Raw genomic sequence first — 24,581 nt, 5'->3', positions numbered from 1 at the left:
GCCTCGTCCAGTTGCACGACATGGCGCCGCCGCGGCGTTGGATTCAGCTGAAACCGTTGCACCACAAGGACTTTGCCTGCGCAAACACTGCGTTGCGGGCGCCCCATCGCGCGGCCCATCTGGCATAGTTGCCGACCCGATTGCTGCAATGCGCTCCCCCATGTCGCCGAAGAGAACCTCGTTTCCCAAGCAGGACATCCGCGTCCTGTTGCTGGAAGGCATCAGCCAGACTGCCGTGGATGTGTTCCGCGCCGCCGGTTATTCGCAGATCGAATTGCACGCCAAGTCGTTGCCGGAAGACGAGCTCATCGCGCGCATCGCCGAGGCGCATATCGTCGGCATCCGCTCGCGCACGCAGTTGAGCGCCGAGGTGCTGGCGCATGCCAAGCGCCTGATCGCAGTGGGCTGCTTCTGCATCGGCACCAACCAGGTCGATCTGGACGCGGCCGAGCTGGCCGGCATCCCCGTGTTCAACGCGCCCTACTCCAATACCCGCAGCGTGGCCGAGCTGGTCATCGCCGAGGCAATCCTGCTGTTGCGCGGCATCCCGCAGAAGAATGCCGAATGCCATCGCGGTGGGTGGTCCAAGTCGGCCGCCGGCAGCCACGAAACGCGCGGCAAGGTGCTGGGCATCGTCGGTTACGGGCATATTGGCACCCAGGTCGGCGTGCTGGCCGAGTCGCTGGGCATGCAGGTGATCTTCCACGACATCGAAACCAAGCTGTCGCTGGGCAATGCGCGTGCGGCGATCGATCTGGACGACCTGCTGGCACGCTCGGACGTGGTGACCCTGCATGTGCCGGAGACGCCGTCGACCAAGGACATGATCGGCGCGGCGGAAATCGCGCGCATGAAGCACGGCGCGCATCTGATCAACGCCTCGCGCGGCACGGTGATCGACATCGACGCACTGGACGCGGCGCTGAGCTCGGGCCAGATCGGCGGCGCGGCGGTGGACGTGTTCCCGATCGAGCCCAAGGGCAATGGCGATGCGTTCGAATCAAAGTTGACCGCACACGACAACGTGATCCTGACCCCCCACGTCGGCGGCAGCACGCTGGAAGCGCAGGACAATATCGGCATCGAAGTGGCCGCCAAGCTGGTGCGCTACAGCGACAACGGCAGCACCCTGTCGGCAGTGAACTTCCCCGAGGTCACCCTGCCCGAGCACCCCGACAGCCTGCGTCTGCTGCATATCCACCGCAACGTGCCCGGCGTGCTGTCCAAGATCAACGAACTGTTCTCGCGCCACAACGTCAACATCGACGGCCAGTTCCTGCGCACCGATCCCAAGGTGGGCTACGTGGTGATCGACGTCAGCGCCAGCGAGGCGCAGGCCACCGCGTTGAAGGAAGGCCTGGCCTTGATCGAAGGGACCTTGCGGACGCGCATTCTGTACTGAGCGGACTTTGTACCGAGGTGATCCCTTCTCCCAACGGGAGAAGGTGACCCGAAGGGCCGGATGAGGGGCGCTGCGGCCAACTTCGGTGCGTCTGCCATGGCAAACGCGTCGCCACGCGCCAGTAAGGGTGACTCGTAGACTGGCAGCCGATACCTGGCCGTACTCTCCCCAAACATCCGCTCCGCGCCCCGGCCCGCGCTTGCTGCGCGGGCGCTTCCAGGCACGCGCAGCAAGCGCGGGCCGGGGCGCGCAAGCTGTGCCTGCTCGCCCCCACGGGAGAGGGGCTTTGATTCTCAGACCTGAGCATGAAACAACGTTTCATCACTCACCCACTGCTTCCAAGGTCATGACAGCGAATAGCCGAGGCAGCAGCGTGGCCGGGGATTGGTGGAAAGCGGCGCACGGATGTGCCGCGGCGGCGAGTCAGACAGGATGTCTGACCGAGCCGAGCAGCCGATCGCCGGCCGCGCTGCTGCCACCCACCGAAGCCGCTAAGCGACAGGCCAGGCCGCGCTTGTGGCGCGCAAGCTGCGCCTGCTCGCCCCCACGGGAGCGGGGCTTTGATTCTCAGACCTGAGCATGAAAAAACGTCTCATCACTCACCCACTGCTTCCAAGGTCATGACAGCGAATGGCCGAGGCAGCAGCGTGACCGGGGATTGGCGGAAAGCGGCACAAGGACGTGCCGCGGCGGCGAGTCAGACAGGATGTCTGACCGAGCCGAGCAGCCGATCGCCGGCCGCGCTGCTGCCGCCCACCGAAGCCGGCAAGTACCAGGCGTAGTGCCCGCGCTTGCGGCGCGCGCGCCAGTGGCGCGCAAGCAGTGCCTTATCGCCCCGACGAAAGGGGCTTTGACAAGCTGCTCAACGCGCGCGCGCCATCCACTTCTCCGCCATGCGCCGCATCGACGGATCCAGCTGCGGATCGGCAAGCAGTTCGGCGACCGGGCGCCACGCCAGGGCCAGCGATTCTTCGCTGACTTCGAACGCCTCGTCCGCCCCAGCCATCACCACATAGCGCGCGTCGTAATGCCAGTGCCCGGCCACCTCGCCGCGCGCGGGAATCCAGTGCCGGTCCAGGTCGAAAATGGCCGCGTCAGCCAGGCGCAAGCCGGTCAATCCGGATTCCTCCTGCGCCTCGCGCAAGGCCACCTGCGCCAGGTCGCGGTCGCCGTCGGCGTGCCCGCCCAGCTGTAGCCAGCGTTGCAGCTTGCGGTGATGGGTCAGCAACGTGCGCGTGCCATCGGCGCTGACCACCCACGCCGAGCCGGTGAAATGACCTTCGACACGCTCGCGCAGGAACGGGTTGGTGGCATCGTCCAGCAGCTGAGCGAACTGCTCGGCCAGTTCCGCTTCGTCAGGCCAGCGTGCGCGGTAGTCGGCCAATCGCTGTTGCAGGGTTGCATCCACCATCTGTCGTTCCCGGTCGCCCGTTGCGGGCCAGGCGGCCATTATCGCCATTCATGCTGCGTACGTGCTTGTCGTGAGCGTGTAGCTTTGGCAAGGTAGGCCGCTTGCCTGTCCCACCGGGATGCGGCGCACCACCTTCGCCCAGGCGCGCGCGCCTTAGCTTTGCCACTTAGGGATGTACCGAATGCTGAAGTCTCTGTTGAGGGTCAAACCGATCGAGCCCGCTGGACATGTCGATGGGGGCGAACCGGTCGAAGGCAGCCTGCAAGGCGAAGCCACCCTGCAACGCACCCTCACCGCCAAGCACCTGATCATGCTCGGCATCGGCGCGGTAATCGGTGCCGGCATCTTCGTATTGACCGGCCAGGCCGCTGCCAACCATGCAGGCCCGGCGGTGATGCTGTCCTTCGTGTTCGCCGGCATCGCCTGTGCGTTCGCCGGCCTGTGCTACGCAGAATTCGCGGCGATGATGCCGGTCTCCGGCAGCGCCTACTCGTATTCATATGCCACCCTCGGCGAGGGCATCGCCTGGTTCATCGGCTGGTGCCTGGTGCTGGAATACCTGTTCGCCGGCTCCAGCGTTGCGGTCGGCTGGTCCGCCTACCTGATCAGTTTCCTGACCGGCACGCTTGGATTGCCGTTCCCGGCCGAGCTGGCCGGCGCGCCACTGGCCTGGGACGGCCACAACTTTGTCAGCTCCGGAAACCTCATCAACCTGCCGGCCGTGCTGATCGTGGCGGCGGTGAGCATGCTGTGCTACGTCGGCGTCACCCAATCGGCATTCGCCAACGCCATCGTGGTGGCGATCAAGGTGGTGGTGATCTGCCTGTTCGTCGGCTTCGGTATCGCCTACATCGACCCGGCCAACTGGCATCCCTTCATCCCGGAAAATACCGGGCCGGGCCAGTTCGGCTGGGACGGCGTGTTCCGCGCCGCGTCCATCGTGTTCTTTTCCTACATCGGCTTCGACGCGGTCTCCACCTCCGCCGGCGAGACCAAGGATCCGCAGAAGAACATGCCGATCGGCATTCTGGTATCGCTGGCGGTCTGCACCGTCATCTACATCATCGTCTGTGCGGTGTTGACCGGCTTGCTGCCCTACACCCAGCTCGGCACCGCCAAGCCGGTGGCCACCGCGCTGGAAGCGCACCCGCAACTGACCTGGCTCAAGACCGCAGTCGAGATCGGCGCGATCGCCGGCCTGTCCTCGGTGGTGCTGGTGATGCTGATGGCGCAGCCGCGCATCTTCTACACCATGGCCAAGGACGGGTTGATGCCCCGACTATTCGGCAAGGTGCATCCGAAGTTCCATACCCCCTATGTCGGGACGATCTTCGTCGGCGTGGTCGCGGCGTTGCTGGCAGGGTTGATCCCGCTCAGCGTGCTGGGCGAGCTGGTGTCGATGGGCACCCTGCTCGCCTTTGCCACCGTGTGCGCCGGGGTGATGGTGCTGCGTTTCACCAAACCGGATCTGCCGCGGCCGTTCCGGGTGCCGCTGGCGATGCTGATCTGCCCGCTGGGCGCGCTGGCCTGCCTGTTCCTGTTCTTCCAGGCCTTCCAGGAACACTGGAAGGTGTTCGTGGGCTGGACCATGATCGGCCTGGTCATCTATTTCGGTTATGGCATTCGCCATAGCCGGCTGGCCCGTAAGGTTTGATTGCGAGTCCCTCGCAAGAGCCCGCACATCCGTGTGCGGGGATTTGACGACACGAGTCCTTCGCAACAGCCCGCACATCTCGCACACGCCCGCACCGCCACGTGCAGGGATTCAACAGGAACCGCTGCATGTTCAAGCAACTCTGGGCCACCAAGCACCCGCACGCCAGCCACGAGGCGGCCGACGGGCTGGGCCTGCAACGCGCACTCGGGCCCTGGGGGCTGACCGCCCTGGGCATCGGGGCGGTGATCGGCGGCGGCATCTTCGTCATCACCGGCCAGGCCGCGGCAGACCATGCCGGCCCGGCGATCATGCTGTCGTTCGTGCTGGCCGCGGTGTGCTGCGCGTTCTGCGCAATGGCCTACGCCGAGTTCGCGGCGATGGTGCCGGTATCCGGCAGCGCCTACACCTATACCTATGCCACCTTCGGCGAACTGGCGGCCTGGTTCATCGGCTGGATGCTGGTGCTGGAATACGGCGTATCCGCCTCGGCGGTGGCGGTCAGCTGGACCGGCTATTTCCTCAGCCTGCTGGAGCATTTCAACATCCACCTGCCGGCTGCCTTGGTCAGCGCGCCGCTGGACGGCAAGCTGCAGCGCACCGGCGCAATCGCCAACCTGCCCGCCGCCGGTATCGTGCTGCTGCTGACCTGGCTGTGCTACGTGGGCATCCGCAAGTCGTCGGCGATGAACATGGCGATGGTGATCCTCAAGACCGGGCTGATCCTGCTGGTGATCGCGGTGGGCTGGAAGTACGTGGATACCGCCAACTGGCACCCGTTCATTCCGGCCAATGAAGGTCCGGGCAAGTACGGCATGGAAGGCGTGCTGCGCGGCGCGGCGATGGTGTTCTTCGCCTATATCGGCTTCGAGGCAGTGTCGGTGGCGGCACAGGAATCGCACCGCCCGCAACGCGACCTGCCGATCGGCATGATCCTGTCGCTGGTCATCTGCACCGTGCTGTACATCGCCATGGCGGCGGTGATGACCGGCCTGGTGCCCTATACCCTGCTCGGCACCGACGAGCCGGTGGTGACCGCGGTGGCGGCGCATCCGCAGCTGGCCTGGCTGCGCGTGGTGGTGGAAGTCGGCGCGCTGATCGGGCTGTCGTCGGTGGTGCTGGTGATGATCATCGGCCAGCCGCGCATCTTCATGATCATCGCGCGCGACGGGCTGCTGCCGTCGATCTTCACTCGCATCCATCCCAAGTACCGCACCCCGCACGTCAATACCGTGATCACCGGCGTGGGCATCGCCCTGCTGGCAGCGGTGTTCCCGCTGGATGTGCTGGGCGAGCTGACCTCGATGGGCACGCTGATCGCGTTCGCCGCCGTGTGCGCCGGCGTGCTGATCCTGCGCCGCACCCACCCGGAACTGCCGCGTCCGTTCCGCATGCCGGTGGCCTGGCTGATCTGCAGCGCTGGCGTGTTGAGCTGCCTGGCCCTGCTGTCGGCGATGACCCTGCACAACTGGATGTTGATGGGGGTGTGGACGCTGGTCGGGCTGGTGGTCTATTTCGGCTACGGCTATCGCCACAGCCGTCTGCGCGACAGTCGCTGAGCACACGCGTGGGCTGAGAGCGGCTGATAGAACGCCTGCGCGCTGGTCTATCGCAGAGCGGCTGATCTTGGGCGGGCTGATCTGTAGCTTGGTTGGTGGGCGCTTGATCTGCGGCCTGGCTGCAGGGTCCTTGCCCGCCCACCATCGCAGGACACGCCGCAAGTACGTCCCTGTAGGCTCTTACGCGGCATCCATGCCGCGTAAGGTCCCGCGACGGTGGCCGGGCAAGGACCAATCGGGATGGTCGGTGTGCATGTACGAGCAACGCACGATGCACGTTGTTCGACGCCACCTTGTCCGATCCTGATGAGTGAGCTCGATGTCCCGACGCACGTCGCGCGACAGGCAGCTTTATATGCGAGCGCCGACCAATTTTAGGGTGCGGTGCCCTCGCCGATTGCGGGACCGTGTGGCGGCATGGATGCCGCCACCGAGCCTACATGGACGTACTTGCGGCGTGTCCCGCGGGCGGTGAGGGCACCGCGCCCTCGACCAACCAGGCATTTGACCTAGGCTTCTGACTGCATCCAACAACAGACGACTGACAAACCCACCGCGCCCACTGCCAGGCGCGCGCTCTTCACGTTTTGTCGGCCGATCTGGGTACGGGCGTGGCAGGAACAAACCCTGCTGCGCTGCACCTGACCGTAATCCGGCGGGGCAGTAGAATAGGTCCATGAATGCGACCACTGCCCCCCTGCCCTATAGCGCCGCGCGTCTGCACGAGCTGGCGCACCTGCTGATCGGCAATATCCGCGAGCTGGCCCAGGCCGGCTGGACGCCGGCCACCAGCAGCAATTTCTCCCATCGCCTGGACGAACAGCACGCGGCGATCACCGTGTCCGGCCGCGACAAGGGCCGCCTGGTCGAAGAAGACATCATGGTGGTGGACTTCGATGGCCTGGCGGTTGGCCGTCCGTTGCGCCCGTCTGCGGAAACGCTGCTGCATACCCAGCTGTATCGCCGCTTCCCCGAGATCGGCTGCGTGCTGCACACGCATTCGCCGGTGCAGACCATTGCCTCGCGGCTGTACGCCGGCAGCGGGATGATCCGGCTGGAGGGCTATGAGCTGTTGAAAGCCTTCGAAGGCAACACCACACATGAAACGGCGGTGGACGTGCCGGTGTTCGCCAATACGCAGGACATGCAGGTGCTGGCCGCACAGGTCGAGGCCCTGCTGGACAAACAGAGCCTGTGGGGGTATCTCATCGAAGGGCACGGTCTGTATGCCTGGGGCCGCAACATGGCAGAGGCGCGCCGTCACCTGGAGGCCTTCGAATTCCTGCTGCATTGCGAACTCGAGCTGCTGAAGCTGCGCGGCCCGCGCTGAGTCCTCGCCACCTCCCCCCTTCCCTTGTGAGCCAGATCGCCATGAGCCGACTTCGCATCTACAACGATTCCGATCCCAACCTGCCGCAGCTCGATAGCCGCGACGGCGAGCAGATTGCTGCCGAGCTGAGCAAGATCGGCGTGACCTTCGAGCGCTGGAAGGCCAATCAGCCGATCGAGCCGGGCGCATCACCCGAGCAGGTGATGGCAGCCTACCGCGAGGATATCGAGCGGCTCAGCGCCGAGCGCGGGCTGAAGACTGTCGATGTGGTCAGCATCGCGCCGGACAATCCCAAGCGCGAGGAAATGCGCGCCAAGTTCCTGGACGAGCACTTCCACAAGGAAGACGAGGTGCGCTTCTTCGTCGCCGGCTCGGGCCAGTTCACGCTGCACGTGGACAACAAGGTCTACGAGATCGAATGCGTGAAGGACGACCTGATCGCCGTGCCCGACAGCACCCTGCACTGGTTCGACATGGGGCCGGAGCCGCACTTTGTGGCGATCCGCTTCTTCACCGAGCCCGATGGCTGGGTCGGCCACTTCACCGGCACCGAAATCGCCCAACAATTCCCCCGCTACGCCCCCGAGAAACCTCCAAAGGCCAGCTGACGATGACACGACCGCAAGCGATCCTCACCGATATCGAAGGCACCACCAGCAGCATCTCGTTCGTCAAGGACGTGTTGTTTCCGTATGCGCGCCGCGCCATGCCGGCCTACGTGCAGGAGCACGGCGGTCACCCGCAGGTGCGGCACTGGCTCAACCAGGTGGCCGACGAGATCGGCGAGGACGTACCGGACGAAGTCCTGGTCAGCACCCTGCAGACCTGGATCGACGAGGATCGCAAGCACACTGCGCTCAAGGCGTTGCAGGGGATGATCTGGAGCGACGGCTACAAGACCGCCGACTTCACCGCGCACATCTATGCCGATGCGGCGATCCAGCTGCAGGCCTGGCATGCGGCCGGCATTCCGCTGTACGTGTATTCGTCCGGCTCGGTGCCGGCGCAGAAGCTGTTCTTCGCGCATAGCGATGCCGGCGACCTGAGCGGGCTGATCAGCGACTGGTTCGATACCGAGGTCGGCCCCAAGCGCGAGAGCGCCAGCTACCGCCGCATCGCCGAACGCATCGGCGTGCCGCCGGGCGAGATCCTGTTCCTGTCGGACGTGATCGAAGAGCTGGACGCCGCCAAGCGTGCCGGCATGCGTACCGCGTTGCTGGACCGCCTTGAGGATTACCCCTCCCCACGCTCGGCCGACGAGATCGGCAGCCACCAGCGCGTGGAAAGTTTCACCGAGCTGGCGCTGTAAGCGCGATCGGCAAGTCCGCTGCGCTCATCCTCGGGTGAGCGCAGTCGTTACTCCGCGTTGCATGCGCTCCTGATGCATTGCGGTTCAAGCGCGCCGTGCGCACCCGCCTGACGGCAGGCTCGCGGCGCTGTTGCAGGCGTGGCTCAGCCGACCTTGTCGATGCGCAGTGGCGAGACTTGGAAGGCCTGCTGCAGGCAACGTGTTCTGCAAGATGTGCTTGAAGCGGATCGATGGACGTTGTGCAACGTCATGGCCTGCGTTGCGATCACTGCGCCCAGGCGCTCCACCCGTCCTCCCAGACCTCGGCGTTTGTCATGTCGCTGCATTCCCCCTTCGGACCGAACGCCTTGTTGCGGCGACTCTCATTGTTGATCCTCATCGTGGCCTTGATGGCCGGCTGTCACCCCGATGCGGGTGCCGCATTGCCCAAGCAGGCGGCGGCAGGCAAGGATGAGGTCGACCCGGTCGACCAGGCGGCGCTTGCGCAGGCATTGAACGCGCTGCAGCCACAGCGTCCTGGGGTGACCGACCTGTATGTGGTCGGCTTCGCCGGCGATGCCAGCGACGATGTGTTTCGCAACGAGACGCTCTACCTCAGGCAGCTGTTCGAACAACGCTTCGCTGCGCGCGGCCGCGTGGTGACGCTGGTCAACAACCCCGACAATCTGGGCGAGCAGCCGTACGCACCGCTGGCGACCTACGACAACCTGTACGACACGCTCGCCGCAATCGGCAAGCGCATGGATCGCAAGGAAGACGCGCTGCTGCTGTTCGTCACCACCCATGGCACCGAAGACCACACGCTGTACGTGCAGGTGGACCAGAACGAGGAAGACTTCATCAGCCCGCAGGATCTGCGCCAGGCATTGGACGATGCCGGCATCGGCAATCGCATCATCGTGCTGTCGGCGTGCTACTCGGGCGGCTTCATTCCGGCGCTGCGTTCGCCGGACACGTTGATCCTCACCGCCGCGCGCGCCGACCGACCCTCGTTCGGCTGCGGCAACACTTCCAATGCAACCTACTTCGGCCAGGCCTGGCTGATCGATGCGATGAACCGCAGCGACGACCCGCTGGCCGCGTTCGATATGGCCAAGACGGCGATCACCGCGCGCGAGAAGCAGGAAGGCGAACTGCCGTCGTTGCCGCAGCAATCGCTCGGCAAGCGCATCGCGCCGGTGCTGGCACGCTGGCGTGCAGGCCTGCACGCAGGCGCGGCCGTGGCCTACCCGTATCCGCCGCTGGAGACCGCCCCGGACGCCGGGCAGGACCAGGATCCGGAAGCCGATCCCGATAGCAGGTCGCTGGACGATCCGACCAAGGTCAAGGTGCCGGCCGCACCGGCCAGCCCGCGCAAACCGTCGCCCGTGCCGGCACCCGCGACGCCATGAAGATTGCCACGCGCTGAGACTAATTCTCATTTCGTCAGCGCTGGCGCAGCCTCGCTACACTCGCCCGGCCAGCCAGCTCACGCCAGCCAGCATCGATCCCCGCCAGCGCGCCATCGCCTGCCAGCCCGGGTCCCAAAACGCCTCCCTCGTGGAGGCGTTTGTGTTTCCGGCAATAGGGTTCAAGCGTCAACGAACCAACAACCAATCACCGTAGGAGCGCATTTATGCGCGACGGGCTTCACCCAAGAACCCCCGCACCACGCACGCATCCCTATCAGAGATCGGCGCGCTGCAAGCGATACACCGTGCGTGCGCTGTACTGCCCGGTCGGCAGCGATGCGCGTACGTCCACCGCGTGCTCGCCTACCTCCAGCGTGGTCGGCAACGCGCCACGCCATAGATGCGTGGACGGCGTGGCCTCGGGCGAGCGGTCGTAGCCGCGCAATTGCTCGGCCGCATCATCGCGCACGTTCTCGGCCAGCAGGCGCGGATCGGCGCGCTCCACCCGCTTCATCGGCTGCCATGCGCCATTGTCGATGCGCATCTCGACGAGGGTGTTGTCCTGGCCCATGAAGACATTGGCGTAGATCCCCCAGGCCGCATACGCACCCTGGCGCAGCACCTTGGGCGCGTGCAGCAGCAGTTGCGCATCATCGACCGAGCGCGCGACGTGATAGGCCAGCGTGTAGTCGCCGCCGGGCGCGACCTGCAGCACCGCGTACCCGTTCGGCGTTCCGTCGCTCATCGTCGCGTCGGGAATGCCGTCGGCATCCTTGGCGCCGGACCAGAACGCACCGCAGGCCGCGCCGACGTTGTATTCGTGCAGCGGGCGGGCACCCTGCCAACCTTCGTCGGCGCCGTGATCGACCTGTCGCTGGGTATGGCTGTGTGCGCTGAGCACCAGCACATGCGGAAAATCCTTCAACAAGGCGAACAGGCGGCGACGATCGGCATGCCGGAAGGTCTCCTGCCCCGGCGCCGCGTCGAACAACGGAATATGCATGCCCAGCACCAGCAGCCGCTCGCGCGGCAGCTGCGCCAGATAAGCCTGCAGGAACGCGAACTGGTCCTCGCGCAGGCCGCCGACATAGGCCGGTTTGCCGCCTGGCGTATAGATCACATCGTCCAGGAACACGAAGCTGGCGTTGGCCTCTTCCACCGCATAGGTATCCGGGCCGTAAACGGCACGCCAGCTGTCCAGCGAATGCGCATCGTCGCCCGCGTCGACGTTGAGATCGTGATTGCCCGGCACATGGAACCACGGCACCCCCAATTGGGTGGTCACCTTGTTCAAGGCCGGGTACAGGCTCAGATCGTCGCTGACGATATCGCCCAGCGTGGTGCCCAGCCTGGCCGAGGTCTTGCCGACGATCGGTGCCACGATATCGCGCTGGTAGTAGCCCACGTCGGTCAGGCTGGCGGTCTGGCTGTCGGCAAACACCAGCATCTGGAAGCCCTCCTTGCCGGCACTGGCGCGCGGGGTCAGCGCAAAATCCCAGTGCTGCGTGCTGCGCCCGGTTGCGGCGATGCCTGGGTATTTGCGCTTGGCCGAGCCCTTGGGCGCGTAGTGACGCCAGAAACCCGGCAGTCCGTCGGCGGCTGGCACGAAGCTGCGCTCGCCCGGTTTGATCACGAACACCGTCTGCCCGTCGCGCACCGGCAGGCGATAGCGGCCTTGCGCGTCGGTACGTACCAGCTGCTCGCCGTTGGAGACCACTACATCGGCAATGCCCGGCTCATCGGCACTGCGCCCGGCACGCCCGTCGCGTTCTTCGTAGACGGTGCCATCGACAACGGCATCGCGCGCGTACGCGCTTCCCGCGAGCACACCCAGGGCCAACAGAGCGAAGCGAAGCTGCATGCGTTTTCCCGCGCGAAGATCAGCGGAAATTGTACCCGCCCTCGCCAGGCGCACGGCGCGAAAGACACGCCGACACATTCCGTAGGAGCGCACCCGGGCGCGACGTGCATTATCGATAACGCCCGTCGCGCCCGGGTGCGCTCCTACATGACTACGTTACTTGTGCCGCGACTCCAGCAACGCCACCGCGTCGCCCAGGCCCAGGCCACGCGCACGCAGCAGCACGATCAGGTGATACAGCAGGTCGGCAGACTCGCCGAGCAACTCGGCATCGCCCTGAACCACGCCGGCCAAGGCGGTTTCCACGCCCTCCTCGCCCACCTTCTGCGCGATGCGGCGGATGCCCTGCTCGAACAGCTTGGTGGTGTAGCTGCCGTGCGGGCGCTCCTGCTCGCGCGTGGCGATCAAGGCATCCAGGCTGCCGAGGAACTGGCCGGGGGCGCCCGGAAAGCAGCTGGTGCGGCCCAGATGGCAGGTCGGCCCGTGCGGGCGCGCCTGCACCAGCAGCGTGTCGGCGTCGCAATCGGTCTCGATCGACACCACCCGCAACACGTTGCCCGAGCTCTCGCCCTTGGTCCACAGGCGCTGCTTGCTGCGGCTGAAGAAGGTCACTTCGCCACGCTGCTGCGTCACCGCCAGCGCTTCGGCGTTCATGTAGCCCAGCATCAGCACGCGCAGGTTGTCGGCGTCCTGCACGACCACCGGCAACAGGCCCTCGCCCTTGCTCCAGTCCAGCGCGGCGAGCGCGTCGCCCGCTGTCATCTCGTTACTGCCCATCACGTACCTCGATCTGTTGCGCGCGCAGGAATTGCTTGAGTGCCGGGATCGGAATCGCGCCGCTGTGAAACACGCTTGCCGCCAGCGCGCCATCGACATCGGCCTGGTCGAACACGTCGGCAAAATGCTGCATCTCGCCAGCACCGCCGGAGGCGATCAACGGCACGTGGCAGAGCGCGCGCACCTGACGCAGCTGTGCAATGTCGTAACCACGCCGCACGCCGTCGTTGTCCATGCAGTTGAGCACGATCTCGCCCGCACCCAGGCGCTGCGCTTCGGCCACCCAGTCCAGCGTGCGCATCGGCAAGGCCTGGGTCTTGCTCGGGTCGCCGGTATAGCGACGCACGCGCCACTGCCCATCGTCCTCACGAATCGAGTCGACACCGACCACCACGCACTGCACGCCGAAGGCATCGGCCAGCTCGGAGATCAACTGCGGGCGGCCAAGCGCGGGCGAGTTGATCGAAATCTTGTCAGCACCGGCATGCAGCACCGCGCGCGCGGTTTCCACATTACCGATGCCGCCGGCCACGCAGAACGGGATATCGATCAGCCGCGCCACCCGCTCGACCCAGGTGTAGTCGACCGAGCGCCCTTCCGGGCTGGCACCGATGTCGTAGAACACCAGCTCGTCTGCACCCTGGTCGCGGTAGCGCAGCGCCAGTTCGACGATGTCGCCCATGTCGATGTGGTCGCGGAACTTGACGCCCTTGACCACGCGCCCGTCGCGCACGTCCAGGCACGGAATGATGCGGCGGCTCAGCATGCCAGTGCCTCCTTCAATGCCAGATGCCCTTCCAGCAAGGCCTTGCCGAGCACGATGCCGGCGCATCCGGCAGCCTTGGCGGCCGCGACATCGACCAGGTTGCGCGCACCGCCGGACACCTGCACCTGCAACTGCGGCGCCAGCGTGCGCAGGTGCGCGTACAAATCCATATTCGGGCTGGACAGCATGCCGTCGCGTGCGATGTCGGTGCACAGCAGATGCTGCAGGCCGGCCCGCGCGTAACGTACGGCCAACTGATCCAGCGTGGCCTCGGCGGCCTCGGTCCAGCCGTGCACCGGCAACTGCCATACGCCGTCGGCGTCCTGTCGCGTGTCCAGCGCGATGGTCAACCGATCGGCGCCGAATTCCTGCAGCCATTCGATGACGCTGTCGGGCTGGCGCACCGCCAACGAGCCGATTACCACGCGTGCGGCGCCAGCATCGAGGATACGCGCCACATCGGCGCGTGAGCGGACGCCACCACCGGTCTGCACCCGCAAGCCGGTGGCACGTGCAATCTCGCCCAGTGTGGTGGCCAGGGTGTAACCACCGGCCTTTGCCGCATCCAGATCGACCAGATGCATCCACTGCGCGCCGGCACCGGCAAACGCCTGCGCGCGCGGCAGCACATCGTCGCCGTACTGCGTCTCGCGTGCGTAGTCGCCTTGCAGCAGGCGCACCACGCGACCGTTGCGGATATCCAGGGCGGGGTAAACGGTGAAACTCATGGGAAGCTCATCTCAAGAAAATTGCGCAGGATGCGTGCACCGGTTTCGGCCGAACGCTCGGGGTGGAACTGCGCGCCGCAGCGCAGGCCTTGCTGCACCACCGCCGTGAACAGGCCGCCGTGATCGCAGGCGGCCACGGTGTCGGCCGTCACCGGCGCGGCATAACCATGCACGAAATACGCACTGGCACGCGCCGGCAGGCCGTCCAGCAGCGCGGACGCGCGCATCGGCACCAGCTGATTCCAGCCCATATGCGGTACGCGAATGCCGAGCGCCGGCGTCATGTGACGCACGATGCCCGGCAGCAGACCCAGGCAATCGACATCGCCTTCTTCGGAATGCTCGAACAGCAATTGCATCCCTAAGCAGATGCCGATCAGCGGCACCTGCAGTTGTCGCAACGGCTCGACCAGGCCCTGTGCGCGCAGGCGCGACATCGCTTCGGGCGCAGCGCCGACGCCAGGCAGGATCACCCGCTGCGCGCCCTGCAACCCGGCTGCATCGCGTACCAGGCGCGCTTCCACGCCCAGCCGCTCCAACGCGTAGCGCACCGAGCCCAGGTTGGCGCCGCCGGCATCGATCAACGCGACATCGGTCATAGCGCACCCTTGGTGGTGGGCAACGCCGTGCCTTCGCGACGGATCGCCTGGCGCAACGCACGCGCCAGGGCCTTGAAGCAGGCTTCGACCTTGTGGTGATCGTTCTCACCGCGCACGCTCAGGTGCAGGTTCAAACCGGAGGCGTCGCAGATCGAGCGGAAGAAATGCGGCACCAGTTCGGTCGGCATGTCGCCCACGCGCTCGCGTTTGAACTCTCCGTCGAACACGAAGTACGGCCGGCCACTAAAATCCAGCGCGGCACTGGCGATGGTTTCGTCCATCGGCAGCGTGAAGCCATGCTGCGCGGTGGCGCCGGCCACGCGCCACGGGCTGTCGTCGGGATCGAAGCCGTAACGGCCGATGCCGCGCTTGTCGCCCAGCGCTTCGCGCAAGGCTTGGCCCAGCGCCAGACCGGTGTCTTCGATGGTGTGGTGCTCGTCGATGTGCAGGTCGCCTTCAGCGCGGATGTCCAGCGCAAAACCGCCGTGCTTGCCGATCTGTTCCAGCATGTGATCGAAGAACGGCAGGCCGGTGGCGGTCTTCGGCTCGGCCACGCGGTCCAGATCCAGTTCGACGCGAATCTTTGTTTCCTTGGTGTTGCGCTGAACCACCGCGCGCCTTGGTGCATCGGCGAGCTCGTGTGCGATGCCGGGCCAGTCCCACTCGCCACCGAACTCGTCGGTGCGCAGCTGGAAGCCACGGATATTGAGGTTCTGCGCGAACTGGATGTCGGTGATGCGGTCGCCCACCATTGCCGAGCGTGCCCAGTCGATCGTGCGGTCCTGCAGGTAGGGCACCATCAGGCCGACCCCGGGTTTGCGCGTGGGCGCGTTGTCGGCCGGCCAGCTGCAATCAATCAACACCTCGCGGAACACGATGCCCTGGCTGGCGAAGATCTGCAGCATCAGGTTGTTGGGGCCATCGAAGGACGCGCGCGGATAGCTGTCGCTGCCCAGTCCGTCCTGGTTGCTGACGATGACGAACTGATAGCCGGCATCGCGCAACTTGAGCATCGCCGGAATCACGTTGTCGACCAGGCGCAGTTTTTCATATGCGTCGATCTGGTAATCGGCCGGCTCGGTGATCAGCGTGCCGTCGCGGTCGACGAAAAGAATCGGGGTCATGCGGCGGCCTCCTGCTTGCGTTGCAGTGCGCTCAGCACGCGCTCGTTCTGTTCGGACGTGCCCAGGGTGATACGCAGCGCGTCGGACAGCTGCGCAACCGCGCGTTGGTCGCGTACCACCACACCGGCCTCCAGCAATGCCTGGAATGCCGCTTCGGCATCGTCGAAGCGCACCAGCAGGAAGTTGCCCTGCGAGGGATACACCTGACGTACCCCGGCCAGCTGCTCGAGCGCCTGGTGCACGCGCGTGCGCTCGCTGCGTACCTCGGCGATGCGCCGACGCGTGACCTCCAGCGCAGGCGCCGACAAGGCCTGCTCGGCCATTGCCGCGCACGGCGTCGGCACCGGGTACGGCGCCTGGCAGCGCCGCAGCAAGGCGATCAGCTCGGCGTTGGCGATCAGGCTGCCGATGCGCGCCGCTGCCAGCGCATGCGCCTTGGACAGCGTGCGCAACACCGCCAGATTGTCGTAGCGCGCAAGCAGGCTCACAGCCGATGGCACATCGGAGAATTCGCCGTAGGCTTCGTCGACCACCACCAGCGCCTTGCCCTGCAGGGCCTGCACCGCGGTTTCGATCGCGTCCAGGGCAATCGCCGAGCCGGCCGGGTTGGACGGCGAACACAGGAATACCAGCTTGGCCTGCGAGGCCAGCGCTGCCGCAACGATCGCCGGGATATCCGCGTGGAAACCCGCAGGCCCGTCCATCAGCGGCACCTCGACCAGGGGTGCGTTCTGCAGGCGCGCACACACCGCGTACATGCCGAACACCGGTGGCGTCACCACCACCGCATCGCGCCCGGGTACGCACAGGCCACGCACCAGCAAATCGATTGCCTCGTCGCTGCCGCGGCCAATCAACAGCTGCTCGGGCGTGCAGCCGTACAGCGCCGCCAGTGCGCTGCGCAAGCCCTTGGGTTGCGGATCCGGATACCGCCGCGTGCTCGCGCCGGGGTCGGCCGGATTGCCCCAGGCCGACTCGTTGGCGTTGAGCCACACATCGCCCTGCAAAGCGCTGGTGCGTGCCGACGAATAGCCGGCGAACGCACGCAAATCCTCGCGCACCAGATCCAGAATCGAATACGTGCTCATGCTGCCACTCCCATGCGCAATGCCACTGCATTGGCGTGCGCATCCAGGCCTTCGGCGCGCGCCAGAATCAGCGCGCATGCGCCGATGCCGTCGATGCCGGCCTTGCTGGCAGCCTGCACGCTGACCATGTTCTGGAAGCTGGCCACGCTCACGCCGCTGTAGGCGCGCGCCGCGCCGCTGGTCGGCAACACATGGTTGGTGCCGCTGCAGTAATCGCCCAACGCTTCGGGCGTGTAATCGCCGAGAAACACCGACCCGGCCGCTTCGACCTGGCTCAGCCACGCACGCGGCTCGCGCAGCGCGAGAATCAAATGCTCAGGTGCATAGCGGTTGCTGATCGCAAACGCCTCGTCCAGGGTCTGCACCTTGATCAGGCGCGATTGCGCCAGCGCCTGGCGTGCGATCCCGGCGCGCGATAGTTGCGCCAGCTGGGCATCGAGTTCCACCTGCACCGCCGCGATCAGCGCATCGCTGTCGGACAGCAGCAGCACCTGCGAGTCCGGGCCGTGTTCGGCCTGCGACAGCAGATCGGCGGCAACGAAGGCCGACTGCGCACCGGCATCGGCGATCACCAGCACTTCGGACGGACCGGCCGGCATGTCGATCGCCGCCGCGCCGGACTGCGCCACCTGCTGCTTGGCCTCGGTGACGAAGCTGTTGCCCGGGCCGAACAGCTTGTCGCAACTCGGAACCGATTCGCTGCCATACGCCATTGCCGCAATCGCCTGCGCACCGCCGAGCTTGAACACCCGGCGCACGCCGGTCAGCTGCGCGGCAACCAGCACAGCCGGATCCACGCTGCCGTCCTTGCGCGGCGGCGTGCACAACACCACCTCGCGGCATCCGGCCAGACGTGCCGGCACGCCCAGCATCAACGCAGTCGACGGCAACGGCGCACTGCCGGCCGGCACGTACAGGCCGACCCGGCCGATCGGCCGCACGATCTTTTCGCACACCACGCCCGGCGCGGTTTCCACCGCATAGCCTTCGCTCATGCCGGCGCGGTGGAAGGTGTCGATGCGCGCCACCGCATCCTGCATGGCCTGACGCAGTTCCGGCGCCACCGCCGCTTCGGCGGCGGCGAATTCGGCCTCGCTCACGGCAAAGCTGTCCAGCGCCACGCCATCGAAACGCGCGGTGATCTCGCGCAAGGCGGCATCGCCGCGTGCGCGCACATCGGCAATCAATGCAGCCACCGCGTCGCGCGTCTGCGTGGCCACGGTCTGCACCGGGCGGGTCAATGCCTGCGTCCGTGCAGCGGCGTCCAGTTGCGACCAATCGAGAATATTCATGCCAGCGATCGCTCCACCGTCAACACCATCAGACCTTGCGCACCTGCGCGTTCGAGTTCTTCCAAGCGTTGCCAGGTCACCGCGCCATGACACATGGTCTGCAGGCGCAACGCGCCGTTGCCATCGTCGGGCAGCTGCACCAGCGGCTCGGCATCGGGCAGCAGACGGCGCAGCGCATCCACGTTGCCGTGTTCAGCGCGGAACATCAGCAGCTTGCTGTCGCGCAGCTTGAGCACGCCATCCATGCGCCGCAGCAGCATCGCCAGCAGCGCGGCGCGTGCGTCGGCCGGCTCGCGCACCGCACCGGCCAGCACCGCTTCGCTCTCCATCACCAGCTCGACCGGCTTGAGCTGGTTGGCGGCCAGGGTGGCGCCGCTGGAAACCAGATCGCAGATCAGATCGGCGGTGCCCAGGCGCGGGGCGATCTCCACAGAGCCAGACAGCTCCACCACCGCCGCGTCGATGCCCTGGCGCTCCAGCCAGTCGGCCAGGATTGACGGGTAGCTGGTGGCGATGCGCTTGCCGGCCAGTTGCGCCACGCCCTGCCAGTCCCACTCTTCCGGCACCGCGAGCATCAACCGGCACTGGCCGAAACCGACTCCGCGCACCGCGTGATACGCGGCCGGCAGGCCGTTGCGGCGGCGCTCGGATGCCTGCTCTTCGAGTTCGTTCTGGCCAACGATGCCCAGATCGCAGACGCCATCGGCGATCAGGCCGGGGATGTCATCGTCGCGCACCAGTAGCAGGTCCACCGGCAGCGATTCGCCGTAGCAGAACAGCTTGTCGCGGCTCTGCCGCCAGCTCAGCCCGCAGGCGGCCAGCAGGCTGCGCGCCGGTTCGGCCAGGCGGCCGCTCTTCTGGATGGCGATACGCAACCGGTCACGGGCCGGTGCTGCCGTGGAAGCACTCATCTTGTTCTCTCAGTGGGATTCGACAGGGCGCGACGATTGCTCGCGCAGGGCCTCGGCATAGCCGCCGGCGCCATGTTCCAGGGTGCGCGCAACGCGCCCGATGGTGGTCACGCTGACCTGGGTCAGCTCGTGGATTTCGCGATACGGCACGCCCTTGATCAACAAGGGCACCACCCGCCAGCGGTCGGACATGGCCTCCAGCTCGGCGGGCGTGCACAGGTCGCGCAGAAAGGCCTCGACCGCGCCGGGGTCCTTCAGGCACGCCAGCGCATCGGCCAGCATCTTGAGGGAGGCGGCGGCATCGGCACTTTCGCGGGGGGCAGGTCGTTGTTTCATTGCGTTAATGTAATAGCGTGTTAGCACATTAACGCAAACACAGGTTGCGGGACAAGTCCGACGGGCAAAGCGTTCAGAGAAGCCCCGAACCGTGCGGCGGACCAGAAACGACAAACCCACCGACACCGAGGTGCCAGTGGGCCTGTGCATGCTTCAGCAGGCGTGAGCGCTGCTGACCGTCTTTACCACCCTGGCGGCGCCATCGCGCTGCTTCCGGAGGCGTCAATCGCCGGTGGCGTTACCGGCCACCAGCATCGCCCTGGCCTGCTCCAGCTCCACCAGCAAGGTGCTGGCCAGCTCGTCGCGGGCCACATCGAACTGCTGCTCGCGCACCAGGTCCTTGACCGCCACCACCCCGCGCGCCAACTCGTCGTCGCCGGCCAGCACCACGAAGCGGATGCCCGCGCGTGCGGCGTACTGGAACTGCTTACCGATCTTCTTCGGCTCCATCTGCACTTCGGTATTGATGCCGCCGATGCGCAGCCGGCGCGCGATATCCAGCGCGTCGTCCAAGCGCGACTCGTCCATCAGCGCGACCATCGCGTGCACGCTGCTTTCGGCGATGCCCTGGATCAGGCCGGCCTCGCGCAGCTGCCAGAACAGCCGGGTCAGGCCGATCGAAATGCCCACGCCGGGCAACTTGGACTTGGTGTAGTGGCTGGCCAGGCTTTCGTAACGGCCGCCCGAGCAGATCGAGCCGATCTGCGGGTGGTCGGTCAGCGTGGTCTCGTAGACGGTGCCGGTGTAGTAGTCCAGCCCGCGCGCGATCGAGAAGTTCAGGCAGTACGCGCTCTCGGGCACGCCCAGCGCCTTGACCAGTTCCAGCACCTCGCGCAGCTCGGCGATGCCCTCGCCCAGCGTCGCGCTCGCAGCGACCGAGGCCTCCAGCGCCTGCAGCTGCGCCAGCGCATCGGCATGCCCGTTCGAGCGCACCGCCACGAAGGCCAGGATCTTGTCGACCTGCGCGGCGGCAATGCCGAAGCCTTCGCCCACCAGCGTGTCGCGCACGTAGTCGGCGCCGCGCTTGTCGATCTTGTCGACCTCGCGCAACACCGCCAGCTGCAGCTCGCCCTCGGCCACGCCCAGGCTTTCGAAGAAGCCGCGCAGCAGCTTGCGGTTGTTCAACTGCACCTTGAACGCGCCGATGCCCAGCTCGGCGAACACCGCGTGGATCACCGCCAGCACTTCGGCGTCGTAGCGGATGCTCAACGCATCCTTGCCGATCACGTCGATGTCGCACTGGTAGAACTCGCGGAACCGCCCGCGCTGGGCACGCTCGCCGCGATACACGCGCTGCATCTGGTAGCGGCGGAACGGGAAACTCAAGTCGTGCTCGTGCTCGGCCACGTAGCGGGCAAGCGGCACGGTCAGGTCGAAACGCAGCGCCAGCTCCGGCAGGCCGCCCTCGCCGCCCTCGTCTGCCGCCGCGGCGGCATTGGCCAGCGCGCCGGTGGACTGCACGAAATACACCTGGCGCTCGGTCTCGCCGCCGGACTTGGTCAGCAACACGTCGGACAGCTCGAACACCGGGGTTTCGACCGGCAGGAACCCGAACCGCTCGTAGTTGCGGCGGATGACGTCCAGCATGCGCTGGAACGCGATCTGCTCGCGCGGCAGCAATTCCATGATGCCGGGCGGCGTACGGGGCTTGATCACGAGCGAAACTCCTGCAGGGCAATGTGGCGAACGCGCAATTCTACCGGCTGCCGGCCGCGCTGACCGCATGGCGTATCATTCACACGCGTTCCAGCAGTGCGTGACTCATGTACCGGCAGCTTCCAGACCCCAGCACGACCTGCCCGGCGCCCAGCGCAGCCGCGCGCACCGATGCGCGCGGTTCCGACTGCGCACAGTGTGCGGTCCGCGGCCGCGCCATCTGCGCGGCGCTGTCGCCGCAGGAAATGGACGCACTCGACCAGGCCACCAGCGCCCAGTCCTACGCGCCCGGCAGCACCCTGGTGCGCGCCGGCGACACCCGCCACCACGTCTATACGCTCACCTCCGGTGCGCTGCGCATGGTGCGCACGCTGGCCGACGGCCGCCGCCAGGTCACCGGCTTCGTGCTGCCGGGCGATTACGTGGGGCTGACCGAAACCCCGCAGCACCGCCACGATATCGAAGCCATCATCGACAGCCGGGTCTGCCGCACGCCGCTGGCGCAGATGCGCCAGTTGCGCGAGCGCTACCCGCAGCTGGAACGCAAGCTGCTGCAGCGTGCCAGCATGGAGCTGGCCGCCGCGCAGGACACCGGCCTGCTGCTGGCACGCCTGCAACCGGGCGAACGGCTGGCGCACTTCCTGCTGCGACTGGCCGCCCGCTCCACCCAGCCCGGCGCGACCGGCGACACGGTGGCGTTGCCGATGAGCCGCAGCGATATCGCCGACCACCTCGGGCTGACCGTGGAAACGGTGAGCCGCACTTTCACCAAGCTGCGGCAACAGCAGCTGATCGCGCTGCCGCAGCTGCATCTGGTGCAGATCCTGGATTACGCGGCGCTGCGCAGCCTGGCGGGCGATACCGTCTGAGACGCGACGGCCAGCAGGACCGATGCGACCAGCGAGCGCACGCACCCATAGGCGCAAGTGGTGCGGAAGTTGGCATCACCAATTGCGGATGTTTGCGCGACGTCCGCACCAGGCCATTGACCAAGCTTTGCTTTGCGCTTCGCGCAGACAGCAGGCATCGCCGCGTGACTGACCCGCAGATTCGAATGCGATGCCAGCACTTCAGTCCGCTCGCGCGATCGTTACAGCCCGCGCCGCCTACAACGACTCAGCGACCGCCCACATTCGCACTCGCCACCGCCGCACCGCAGCCGCCGCCCAGCAACCGCGATTGCCGCAGCCAGGCCCGGTCCGGGTAGTAGGCGAACACGAAGGCGCCTTCACGCAGGGTATCGATCAACTGCCTGGCCACCGCCGGACGCACCGCCGGGCAGCCCAGGCTGCGGCCAAGCCGGCCCTGCGTGCGGATCACCGCCTCGCTGACATAGGGCGCGCCATGGATCACGATCGCGCGGTCGCGCGCATGGTCGTTGAAGCCAGGCTCCAGGCCCTTCAGCCGTAACGAATAGCCGTTGTGGCCGGTGTACGACTCCTGCGCGGTGAACGCACCCAGGCTGGACTGGAAGCTGCCGTCGTCGTTGGAAAACTTCGCCGCCAGGTTGTTGCCGGTATTGCGCCCGTGCGCCACCCATTCCTGGAACAGCAACCGCTGCCGCTCCAGATCGAACACCCACAACCGGCGCTCGGTCGACGGCCGGCTGTAGTCGATGACGCTGAGCACTCGCTCAGCGCCCACCTGCTGGCGCTGCCGCGCGCATTGCAGCGCCTCGGCCGCCAGGGCCAGCACCTGGCGATCCAGCGACGGCGCCTGCCGCGCCAATGCATCGACCAGACCGATACGCGGTGCGCCCAGCCCCGGCAACGGTCCGGCGGAGATGGCATCGGCCGCACTGGCCGTTCCAGCCGCTGCCCACCCGCACAACGCGGCGGCAACGGCGATCACTCGATAAGACATGCAACGACCCACATCGGACGCGGCGCCATGGCGGAACCGCACCCCCTACAAATAGCCGCATGTGCCGCACTTTCCAACCCCGGCAGGCTGAACGCGTTCGGTCAGGCGGCATCCGCAAGCAGGCGCTGCCGGAACGCCGCATAGTCCGGCGCCAGCGTTTCGGCATGTGCAGGACGCTGCAGCAGCACGGCCAGCGCTGGAGGCACCTCCACCTCACGCCCGATCAGCGGCTCGACCACGCCCTCGAACTTGGCCGGATGTGCGGTGGCCGCGACCGCCCAGTCGCCGGTGCCGCCCTCGGCCCCTTCTGCGCGCAGCTGCTCCAGCACATGCACGGCGGTGGCGGTATGCGGGCAATGCACTTCGCCGTAGCGCGCAAAGCGCTGCTGCACGGTGTGGCGGATCGCGGCATCGTCCACCGAGAGCGCACGGAAGGCCTCGCGCAGCGCGGCATCGTCGCCCTGGTAGAGCCAGCGCAGCCGTTCGAAGTTGCTCGGCGCACCCACGTCCATCGCATTGGCCAGCGTGGCGATGCTGGGCTGCGGCGCGTAATCGTCGCCGGCAAAATAATCCGGCAACACATGATTGGCATTGGACGCCAACGCGATACGGCCCAGCGGCACACCGAGCGCGCGCGCCAGGATCGCCGCCAGCCCGTTGCCCAGGTTGCCGGTGGGCACCACCAGATTCAGCGCCGCCCCCGCCCCGGCATGGTGCTGCAGGGCGGCGTGTGCGTAATAGCTCATCTGCGGCAGCAAGCGGCCCAGGCTGATGCTGTTGGCCGAACTCAGCGGCAGCTGCGCCTGCAGGTCGGCATCGTTCAAGGCCTGCTTGACCATCGCCTGGCATTCGTCGAACGAGCCGGCCACGCGCAGGGCGTGGATGTTGTCGCCGAAGCAGCCCAGCTGATGCGCCTGGCGCGGCGACACGCGCCCGTCCGGATACAGCACCACCACGCGCAGACCCGGCTGGCGGTGGAATGCCGCGGCCACGGCAGCGCCGGTGTCGCCGGAGGTGGCGACCAGGATGGTGAGCGGACGGTCTTCGGCACGGCGCAGGCGGGTCAGGCAGGCGGCAAGAAAGCGCGCGCCGAAATCCTTGAACGCGGCGGTCGGGCCATGGAACAGCTCCAGCGCGTAATCGCCAGGGGTGCCCAGGGCCACCAGCGGCGCCGGGAAGTCGAAGGCTTCGGCACAGATGGCCGGCAGCTCGGCCGCCAACGCATCGCCGTCGAAGAACGGCCGCAGCAACGTGGCGGCGGTGTCGGCCAACGTGGTGCCGGCCGTCAGCGTGCGTGCCGGTGGCAGGGTCTGCGGCACGTACAGGCCGCCATCGGGCGCCAGGCCGGCGGCAATCGCCTGGCTCAGGCTGGCGGCGGGCGCGCCGCCACGGGTGGAGAGGAAGTTCATGGTGACAACTCCAGACAAAACGAAGACGGGGCGTTACCCGTGAATGAGAAGGCCGGACACTGCGGCATGGCCACGCCGCGTTGCGGCGGCGCCCGGCAAGGGCGGCGCAGCGCTA

22 protein-coding genes are annotated in these 24,581 nt (G+C 66.8%); 8 read left to right on the top strand and 14 right to left on the bottom strand.

From position 1 onward, the window contains the following. Positions 1-160 precede the first annotated feature (160 nt). The gene (gene serA, locus AC1PLA_RS09805) at positions 161-1,402 is read left to right on the top strand and encodes a phosphoglycerate dehydrogenase (RefSeq protein WP_024937734.1); all 1,242 of its coding nucleotides are present in this window, start codon (positions 161-163) and stop codon (positions 1,400-1,402) included. Positions 1,403-2,264: 862 nt separating this feature from the next. Here the strand turns inward: serA and AC1PLA_RS09800 are convergent. After that, a complete protein-coding gene (locus tag AC1PLA_RS09800) occupies positions 2,265-2,852 on the bottom strand; it encodes an NUDIX hydrolase (protein ID WP_411759378.1) in 588 nt (195 codons plus the stop codon). A gap of 142 nt (positions 2,853-2,994) precedes the next feature. Between AC1PLA_RS09800 and AC1PLA_RS09795 the strand changes: the two genes are divergently transcribed. The 6 genes from AC1PLA_RS09795 to AC1PLA_RS09770 all read left to right on the top strand — a co-directional run bounded on the left by AC1PLA_RS09795 (position 2,995) and on the right by AC1PLA_RS09770 (position 10,056). Continuing rightward, entirely contained in the window at positions 2,995-4,467 is a 1,473-nt protein-coding gene (locus tag AC1PLA_RS09795; protein WP_024937736.1) for an amino acid permease, read from the top strand. A gap of 128 nt (positions 4,468-4,595) precedes the next feature. Beyond that, entirely contained in the window at positions 4,596-6,026 is a 1,431-nt protein-coding gene (locus AC1PLA_RS09790; RefSeq protein ID WP_115510946.1) for an amino acid permease, read from the top strand. Positions 6,027-6,702: 676 nt separating this feature from the next. Next, complete coding sequence (locus AC1PLA_RS09785) at positions 6,703-7,356, top strand: methylthioribulose 1-phosphate dehydratase (protein WP_016904399.1); 654 nt, start codon at positions 6,703-6,705, stop codon at positions 7,354-7,356. A gap of 41 nt (positions 7,357-7,397) precedes the next feature. Continuing rightward, positions 7,398-7,964, top strand: a complete 567-nt coding sequence (locus tag AC1PLA_RS09780; RefSeq protein WP_024937737.1) for a 1,2-dihydroxy-3-keto-5-methylthiopentene dioxygenase — start codon at positions 7,398-7,400, stop codon at positions 7,962-7,964. 2 nt (positions 7,965-7,966) lie between these two features. Then, the gene (gene mtnC / locus AC1PLA_RS09775) at positions 7,967-8,665 is read left to right on the top strand and encodes an acireductone synthase (RefSeq protein WP_481106079.1); all 699 of its coding nucleotides are present in this window, start codon (positions 7,967-7,969) and stop codon (positions 8,663-8,665) included. Positions 8,666-8,979: 314 nt separating this feature from the next. Then, positions 8,980-10,056 (top strand): C13 family peptidase, encoded by a 1,077-nt coding sequence (locus tag AC1PLA_RS09770; RefSeq protein WP_481106078.1) that lies wholly within the window; start codon positions 8,980-8,982, stop codon positions 10,054-10,056. A gap of 274 nt (positions 10,057-10,330) precedes the next feature. On the opposite strand, the gene AC1PLA_RS09765 is transcribed toward AC1PLA_RS09770, so the two are convergent. The 11 genes from AC1PLA_RS09765 to hisS all read right to left on the bottom strand — a co-directional run bounded on the left by AC1PLA_RS09765 (position 10,331) and on the right by hisS (position 21,194). Continuing rightward, entirely contained in the window at positions 10,331-11,917 is a 1,587-nt protein-coding gene (locus AC1PLA_RS09765; RefSeq protein WP_481106077.1) for a calcineurin-like phosphoesterase C-terminal domain-containing protein, read from the bottom strand. A 156-nt stretch (positions 11,918-12,073) separates the two neighbouring features. Then, on the bottom strand, positions 12,074-12,694 hold the full coding sequence (gene hisIE / locus AC1PLA_RS09760; protein WP_024937741.1) for a bifunctional phosphoribosyl-AMP cyclohydrolase/phosphoribosyl-ATP diphosphatase HisIE: 621 nt from the start codon (positions 12,692-12,694) through the stop codon (positions 12,074-12,076). Then, positions 12,684-13,460: an imidazole glycerol phosphate synthase subunit HisF gene (gene hisF / locus AC1PLA_RS09755; RefSeq protein ID WP_024937742.1), complete on the bottom strand. Its 777-nt coding sequence runs from the start codon at positions 13,458-13,460 to the stop codon at positions 12,684-12,686. The genes hisIE and hisF overlap by 11 nt, the downstream gene beginning before the upstream one ends. Further along, positions 13,454-14,188, bottom strand: a complete 735-nt coding sequence (hisA, locus tag AC1PLA_RS09750) for a 1-(5-phosphoribosyl)-5-[(5-phosphoribosylamino)methylideneamino]imidazole-4-carboxamide isomerase (RefSeq protein ID WP_481106076.1) — start codon at positions 14,186-14,188, stop codon at positions 13,454-13,456. Before hisA ends, hisF begins: the two co-directional genes overlap by 7 nt. Then, a complete protein-coding gene (gene hisH / locus AC1PLA_RS09745) occupies positions 14,185-14,787 on the bottom strand; it encodes an imidazole glycerol phosphate synthase subunit HisH (protein ID WP_065032267.1) in 603 nt (200 codons plus the stop codon). The genes hisA and hisH overlap by 4 nt, the downstream gene beginning before the upstream one ends. Beyond that, entirely contained in the window at positions 14,784-15,911 is a 1,128-nt protein-coding gene (gene hisB, locus AC1PLA_RS09740; protein WP_047125468.1) for a bifunctional histidinol-phosphatase/imidazoleglycerol-phosphate dehydratase HisB, read from the bottom strand. Before hisB ends, hisH begins: the two co-directional genes overlap by 4 nt. Then, the gene (gene hisC / locus AC1PLA_RS09735) at positions 15,908-16,999 is read right to left on the bottom strand and encodes a histidinol-phosphate transaminase (RefSeq protein ID WP_481106075.1); all 1,092 of its coding nucleotides are present in this window, start codon (positions 16,997-16,999) and stop codon (positions 15,908-15,910) included. The genes hisB and hisC overlap by 4 nt, the downstream gene beginning before the upstream one ends. Further along, positions 16,996-18,291: a histidinol dehydrogenase gene (gene hisD / locus AC1PLA_RS09730; RefSeq protein ID WP_104576791.1), complete on the bottom strand. Its 1,296-nt coding sequence runs from the start codon at positions 18,289-18,291 to the stop codon at positions 16,996-16,998. The genes hisC and hisD overlap by 4 nt, the downstream gene beginning before the upstream one ends. After that, complete coding sequence (gene hisG / locus AC1PLA_RS09725) at positions 18,288-19,202, bottom strand: ATP phosphoribosyltransferase (RefSeq protein ID WP_024937748.1); 915 nt, start codon at positions 19,200-19,202, stop codon at positions 18,288-18,290. Before hisG ends, hisD begins: the two co-directional genes overlap by 4 nt. Positions 19,203-19,211: 9 nt before the next feature. Beyond that, positions 19,212-19,538, bottom strand: a complete 327-nt coding sequence (locus tag AC1PLA_RS09720) for a YerC/YecD family TrpR-related protein (RefSeq protein ID WP_047128609.1) — start codon at positions 19,536-19,538, stop codon at positions 19,212-19,214. Positions 19,539-19,760: 222 nt separating this feature from the next. Beyond that, entirely contained in the window at positions 19,761-21,194 is a 1,434-nt protein-coding gene (gene hisS / locus AC1PLA_RS09715) for a histidine--tRNA ligase (RefSeq protein ID WP_104542015.1), read from the bottom strand. 245 nt (positions 21,195-21,439) lie between these two features. Here hisS and AC1PLA_RS09710 point away from each other — a divergent pair, with 245 nt between their 5' ends. Beyond that, positions 21,440-22,063, top strand: coding sequence for a Crp/Fnr family transcriptional regulator (locus tag AC1PLA_RS09710; RefSeq protein ID WP_181098348.1), 624 nt, complete (start codon positions 21,440-21,442; stop codon positions 22,061-22,063). A gap of 247 nt (positions 22,064-22,310) precedes the next feature. Here AC1PLA_RS09710 and AC1PLA_RS09705 read toward each other — a convergent pair whose 3' ends face one another. Together AC1PLA_RS09705 and thrC are read right to left on the bottom strand one after the other, a co-directional pair. Then, on the bottom strand, positions 22,311-23,057 hold the full coding sequence (locus AC1PLA_RS09705; protein ID WP_481106074.1) for a murein L,D-transpeptidase catalytic domain family protein: 747 nt from the start codon (positions 23,055-23,057) through the stop codon (positions 22,311-22,313). Between the two features lie 101 nt (positions 23,058-23,158). Then, positions 23,159-24,466 (bottom strand): threonine synthase, encoded by a 1,308-nt coding sequence (gene thrC / locus AC1PLA_RS09700; RefSeq protein ID WP_481106073.1) that lies wholly within the window; start codon positions 24,464-24,466, stop codon positions 23,159-23,161. Positions 24,467-24,581: the final 115 nt, after the last annotated feature.

The sequence above is a fragment of the Xanthomonas sp. NCPPB 1826 genome (genome assembly GCF_056725285.1).
Note: the sequence above shows the minus strand (reverse complement) of the source record. Positions and strands in the feature narration are given on the sequence as shown.

What these genes read in the sequence shown, in the direction of transcription:
- mtnC (WP_481106079.1), top strand. Translation starts at nt 7,967, where the DNA reads ATGACACGACCGCAAGCGATCCTCACCGATATCGAAGGCACCACCAGC.
- thrC (WP_481106073.1), bottom strand. Translation starts at nt 24,466, where the DNA reads ATGAACTTCCTCTCCACCCGTGGCGGCGCGCCCGCCGCCAGCCTGAGC.
- AC1PLA_RS09770 (WP_481106078.1), top strand. Translation starts at nt 8,980, where the DNA reads ATGTCGCTGCATTCCCCCTTCGGACCGAACGCCTTGTTGCGGCGACTC.
- AC1PLA_RS09785 (WP_016904399.1), top strand. Translation starts at nt 6,703, where the DNA reads ATGAATGCGACCACTGCCCCCCTGCCCTATAGCGCCGCGCGTCTGCAC.
- hisH (WP_065032267.1), bottom strand. Translation starts at nt 14,787, where the DNA reads ATGACCGATGTCGCGTTGATCGATGCCGGCGGCGCCAACCTGGGCTCG.
- AC1PLA_RS09710 (WP_181098348.1), top strand. Translation starts at nt 21,440, where the DNA reads ATGGACGCACTCGACCAGGCCACCAGCGCCCAGTCCTACGCGCCCGGC.
- AC1PLA_RS09790 (WP_115510946.1), top strand. Translation starts at nt 4,596, where the DNA reads ATGTTCAAGCAACTCTGGGCCACCAAGCACCCGCACGCCAGCCACGAG.
- hisB (WP_047125468.1), bottom strand. Translation starts at nt 15,911, where the DNA reads ATGACCCCGATTCTTTTCGTCGACCGCGACGGCACGCTGATCACCGAG.
- serA (WP_024937734.1), top strand. Translation starts at nt 161, where the DNA reads ATGTCGCCGAAGAGAACCTCGTTTCCCAAGCAGGACATCCGCGTCCTG.
- hisD (WP_104576791.1), bottom strand. Translation starts at nt 18,291, where the DNA reads ATGAATATTCTCGATTGGTCGCAACTGGACGCCGCTGCACGGACGCAG.
- AC1PLA_RS09705 (WP_481106074.1), bottom strand. Translation starts at nt 23,057, where the DNA reads ATGTCTTATCGAGTGATCGCCGTTGCCGCCGCGTTGTGCGGGTGGGCA.
- AC1PLA_RS09800 (WP_411759378.1), bottom strand. Translation starts at nt 2,852, where the DNA reads ATGGCCGCCTGGCCCGCAACGGGCGACCGGGAACGACAGATGGTGGAT.
- hisIE (WP_024937741.1), bottom strand. Translation starts at nt 12,694, where the DNA reads ATGGGCAGTAACGAGATGACAGCGGGCGACGCGCTCGCCGCGCTGGAC.
- hisA (WP_481106076.1), bottom strand. Translation starts at nt 14,188, where the DNA reads ATGAGTTTCACCGTTTACCCCGCCCTGGATATCCGCAACGGTCGCGTG.
- hisF (WP_024937742.1), bottom strand. Translation starts at nt 13,460, where the DNA reads ATGCTGAGCCGCCGCATCATTCCGTGCCTGGACGTGCGCGACGGGCGC.
- AC1PLA_RS09780 (WP_024937737.1), top strand. Translation starts at nt 7,398, where the DNA reads ATGAGCCGACTTCGCATCTACAACGATTCCGATCCCAACCTGCCGCAG.
- hisC (WP_481106075.1), bottom strand. Translation starts at nt 16,999, where the DNA reads ATGAGCACGTATTCGATTCTGGATCTGGTGCGCGAGGATTTGCGTGCG.
- AC1PLA_RS09765 (WP_481106077.1), bottom strand. Translation starts at nt 11,917, where the DNA reads ATGCAGCTTCGCTTCGCTCTGTTGGCCCTGGGTGTGCTCGCGGGAAGC.
- AC1PLA_RS09720 (WP_047128609.1), bottom strand. Translation starts at nt 19,538, where the DNA reads ATGAAACAACGACCTGCCCCCCGCGAAAGTGCCGATGCCGCCGCCTCC.
- AC1PLA_RS09795 (WP_024937736.1), top strand. Translation starts at nt 2,995, where the DNA reads ATGCTGAAGTCTCTGTTGAGGGTCAAACCGATCGAGCCCGCTGGACAT.
- hisG (WP_024937748.1), bottom strand. Translation starts at nt 19,202, where the DNA reads ATGAGTGCTTCCACGGCAGCACCGGCCCGTGACCGGTTGCGTATCGCC.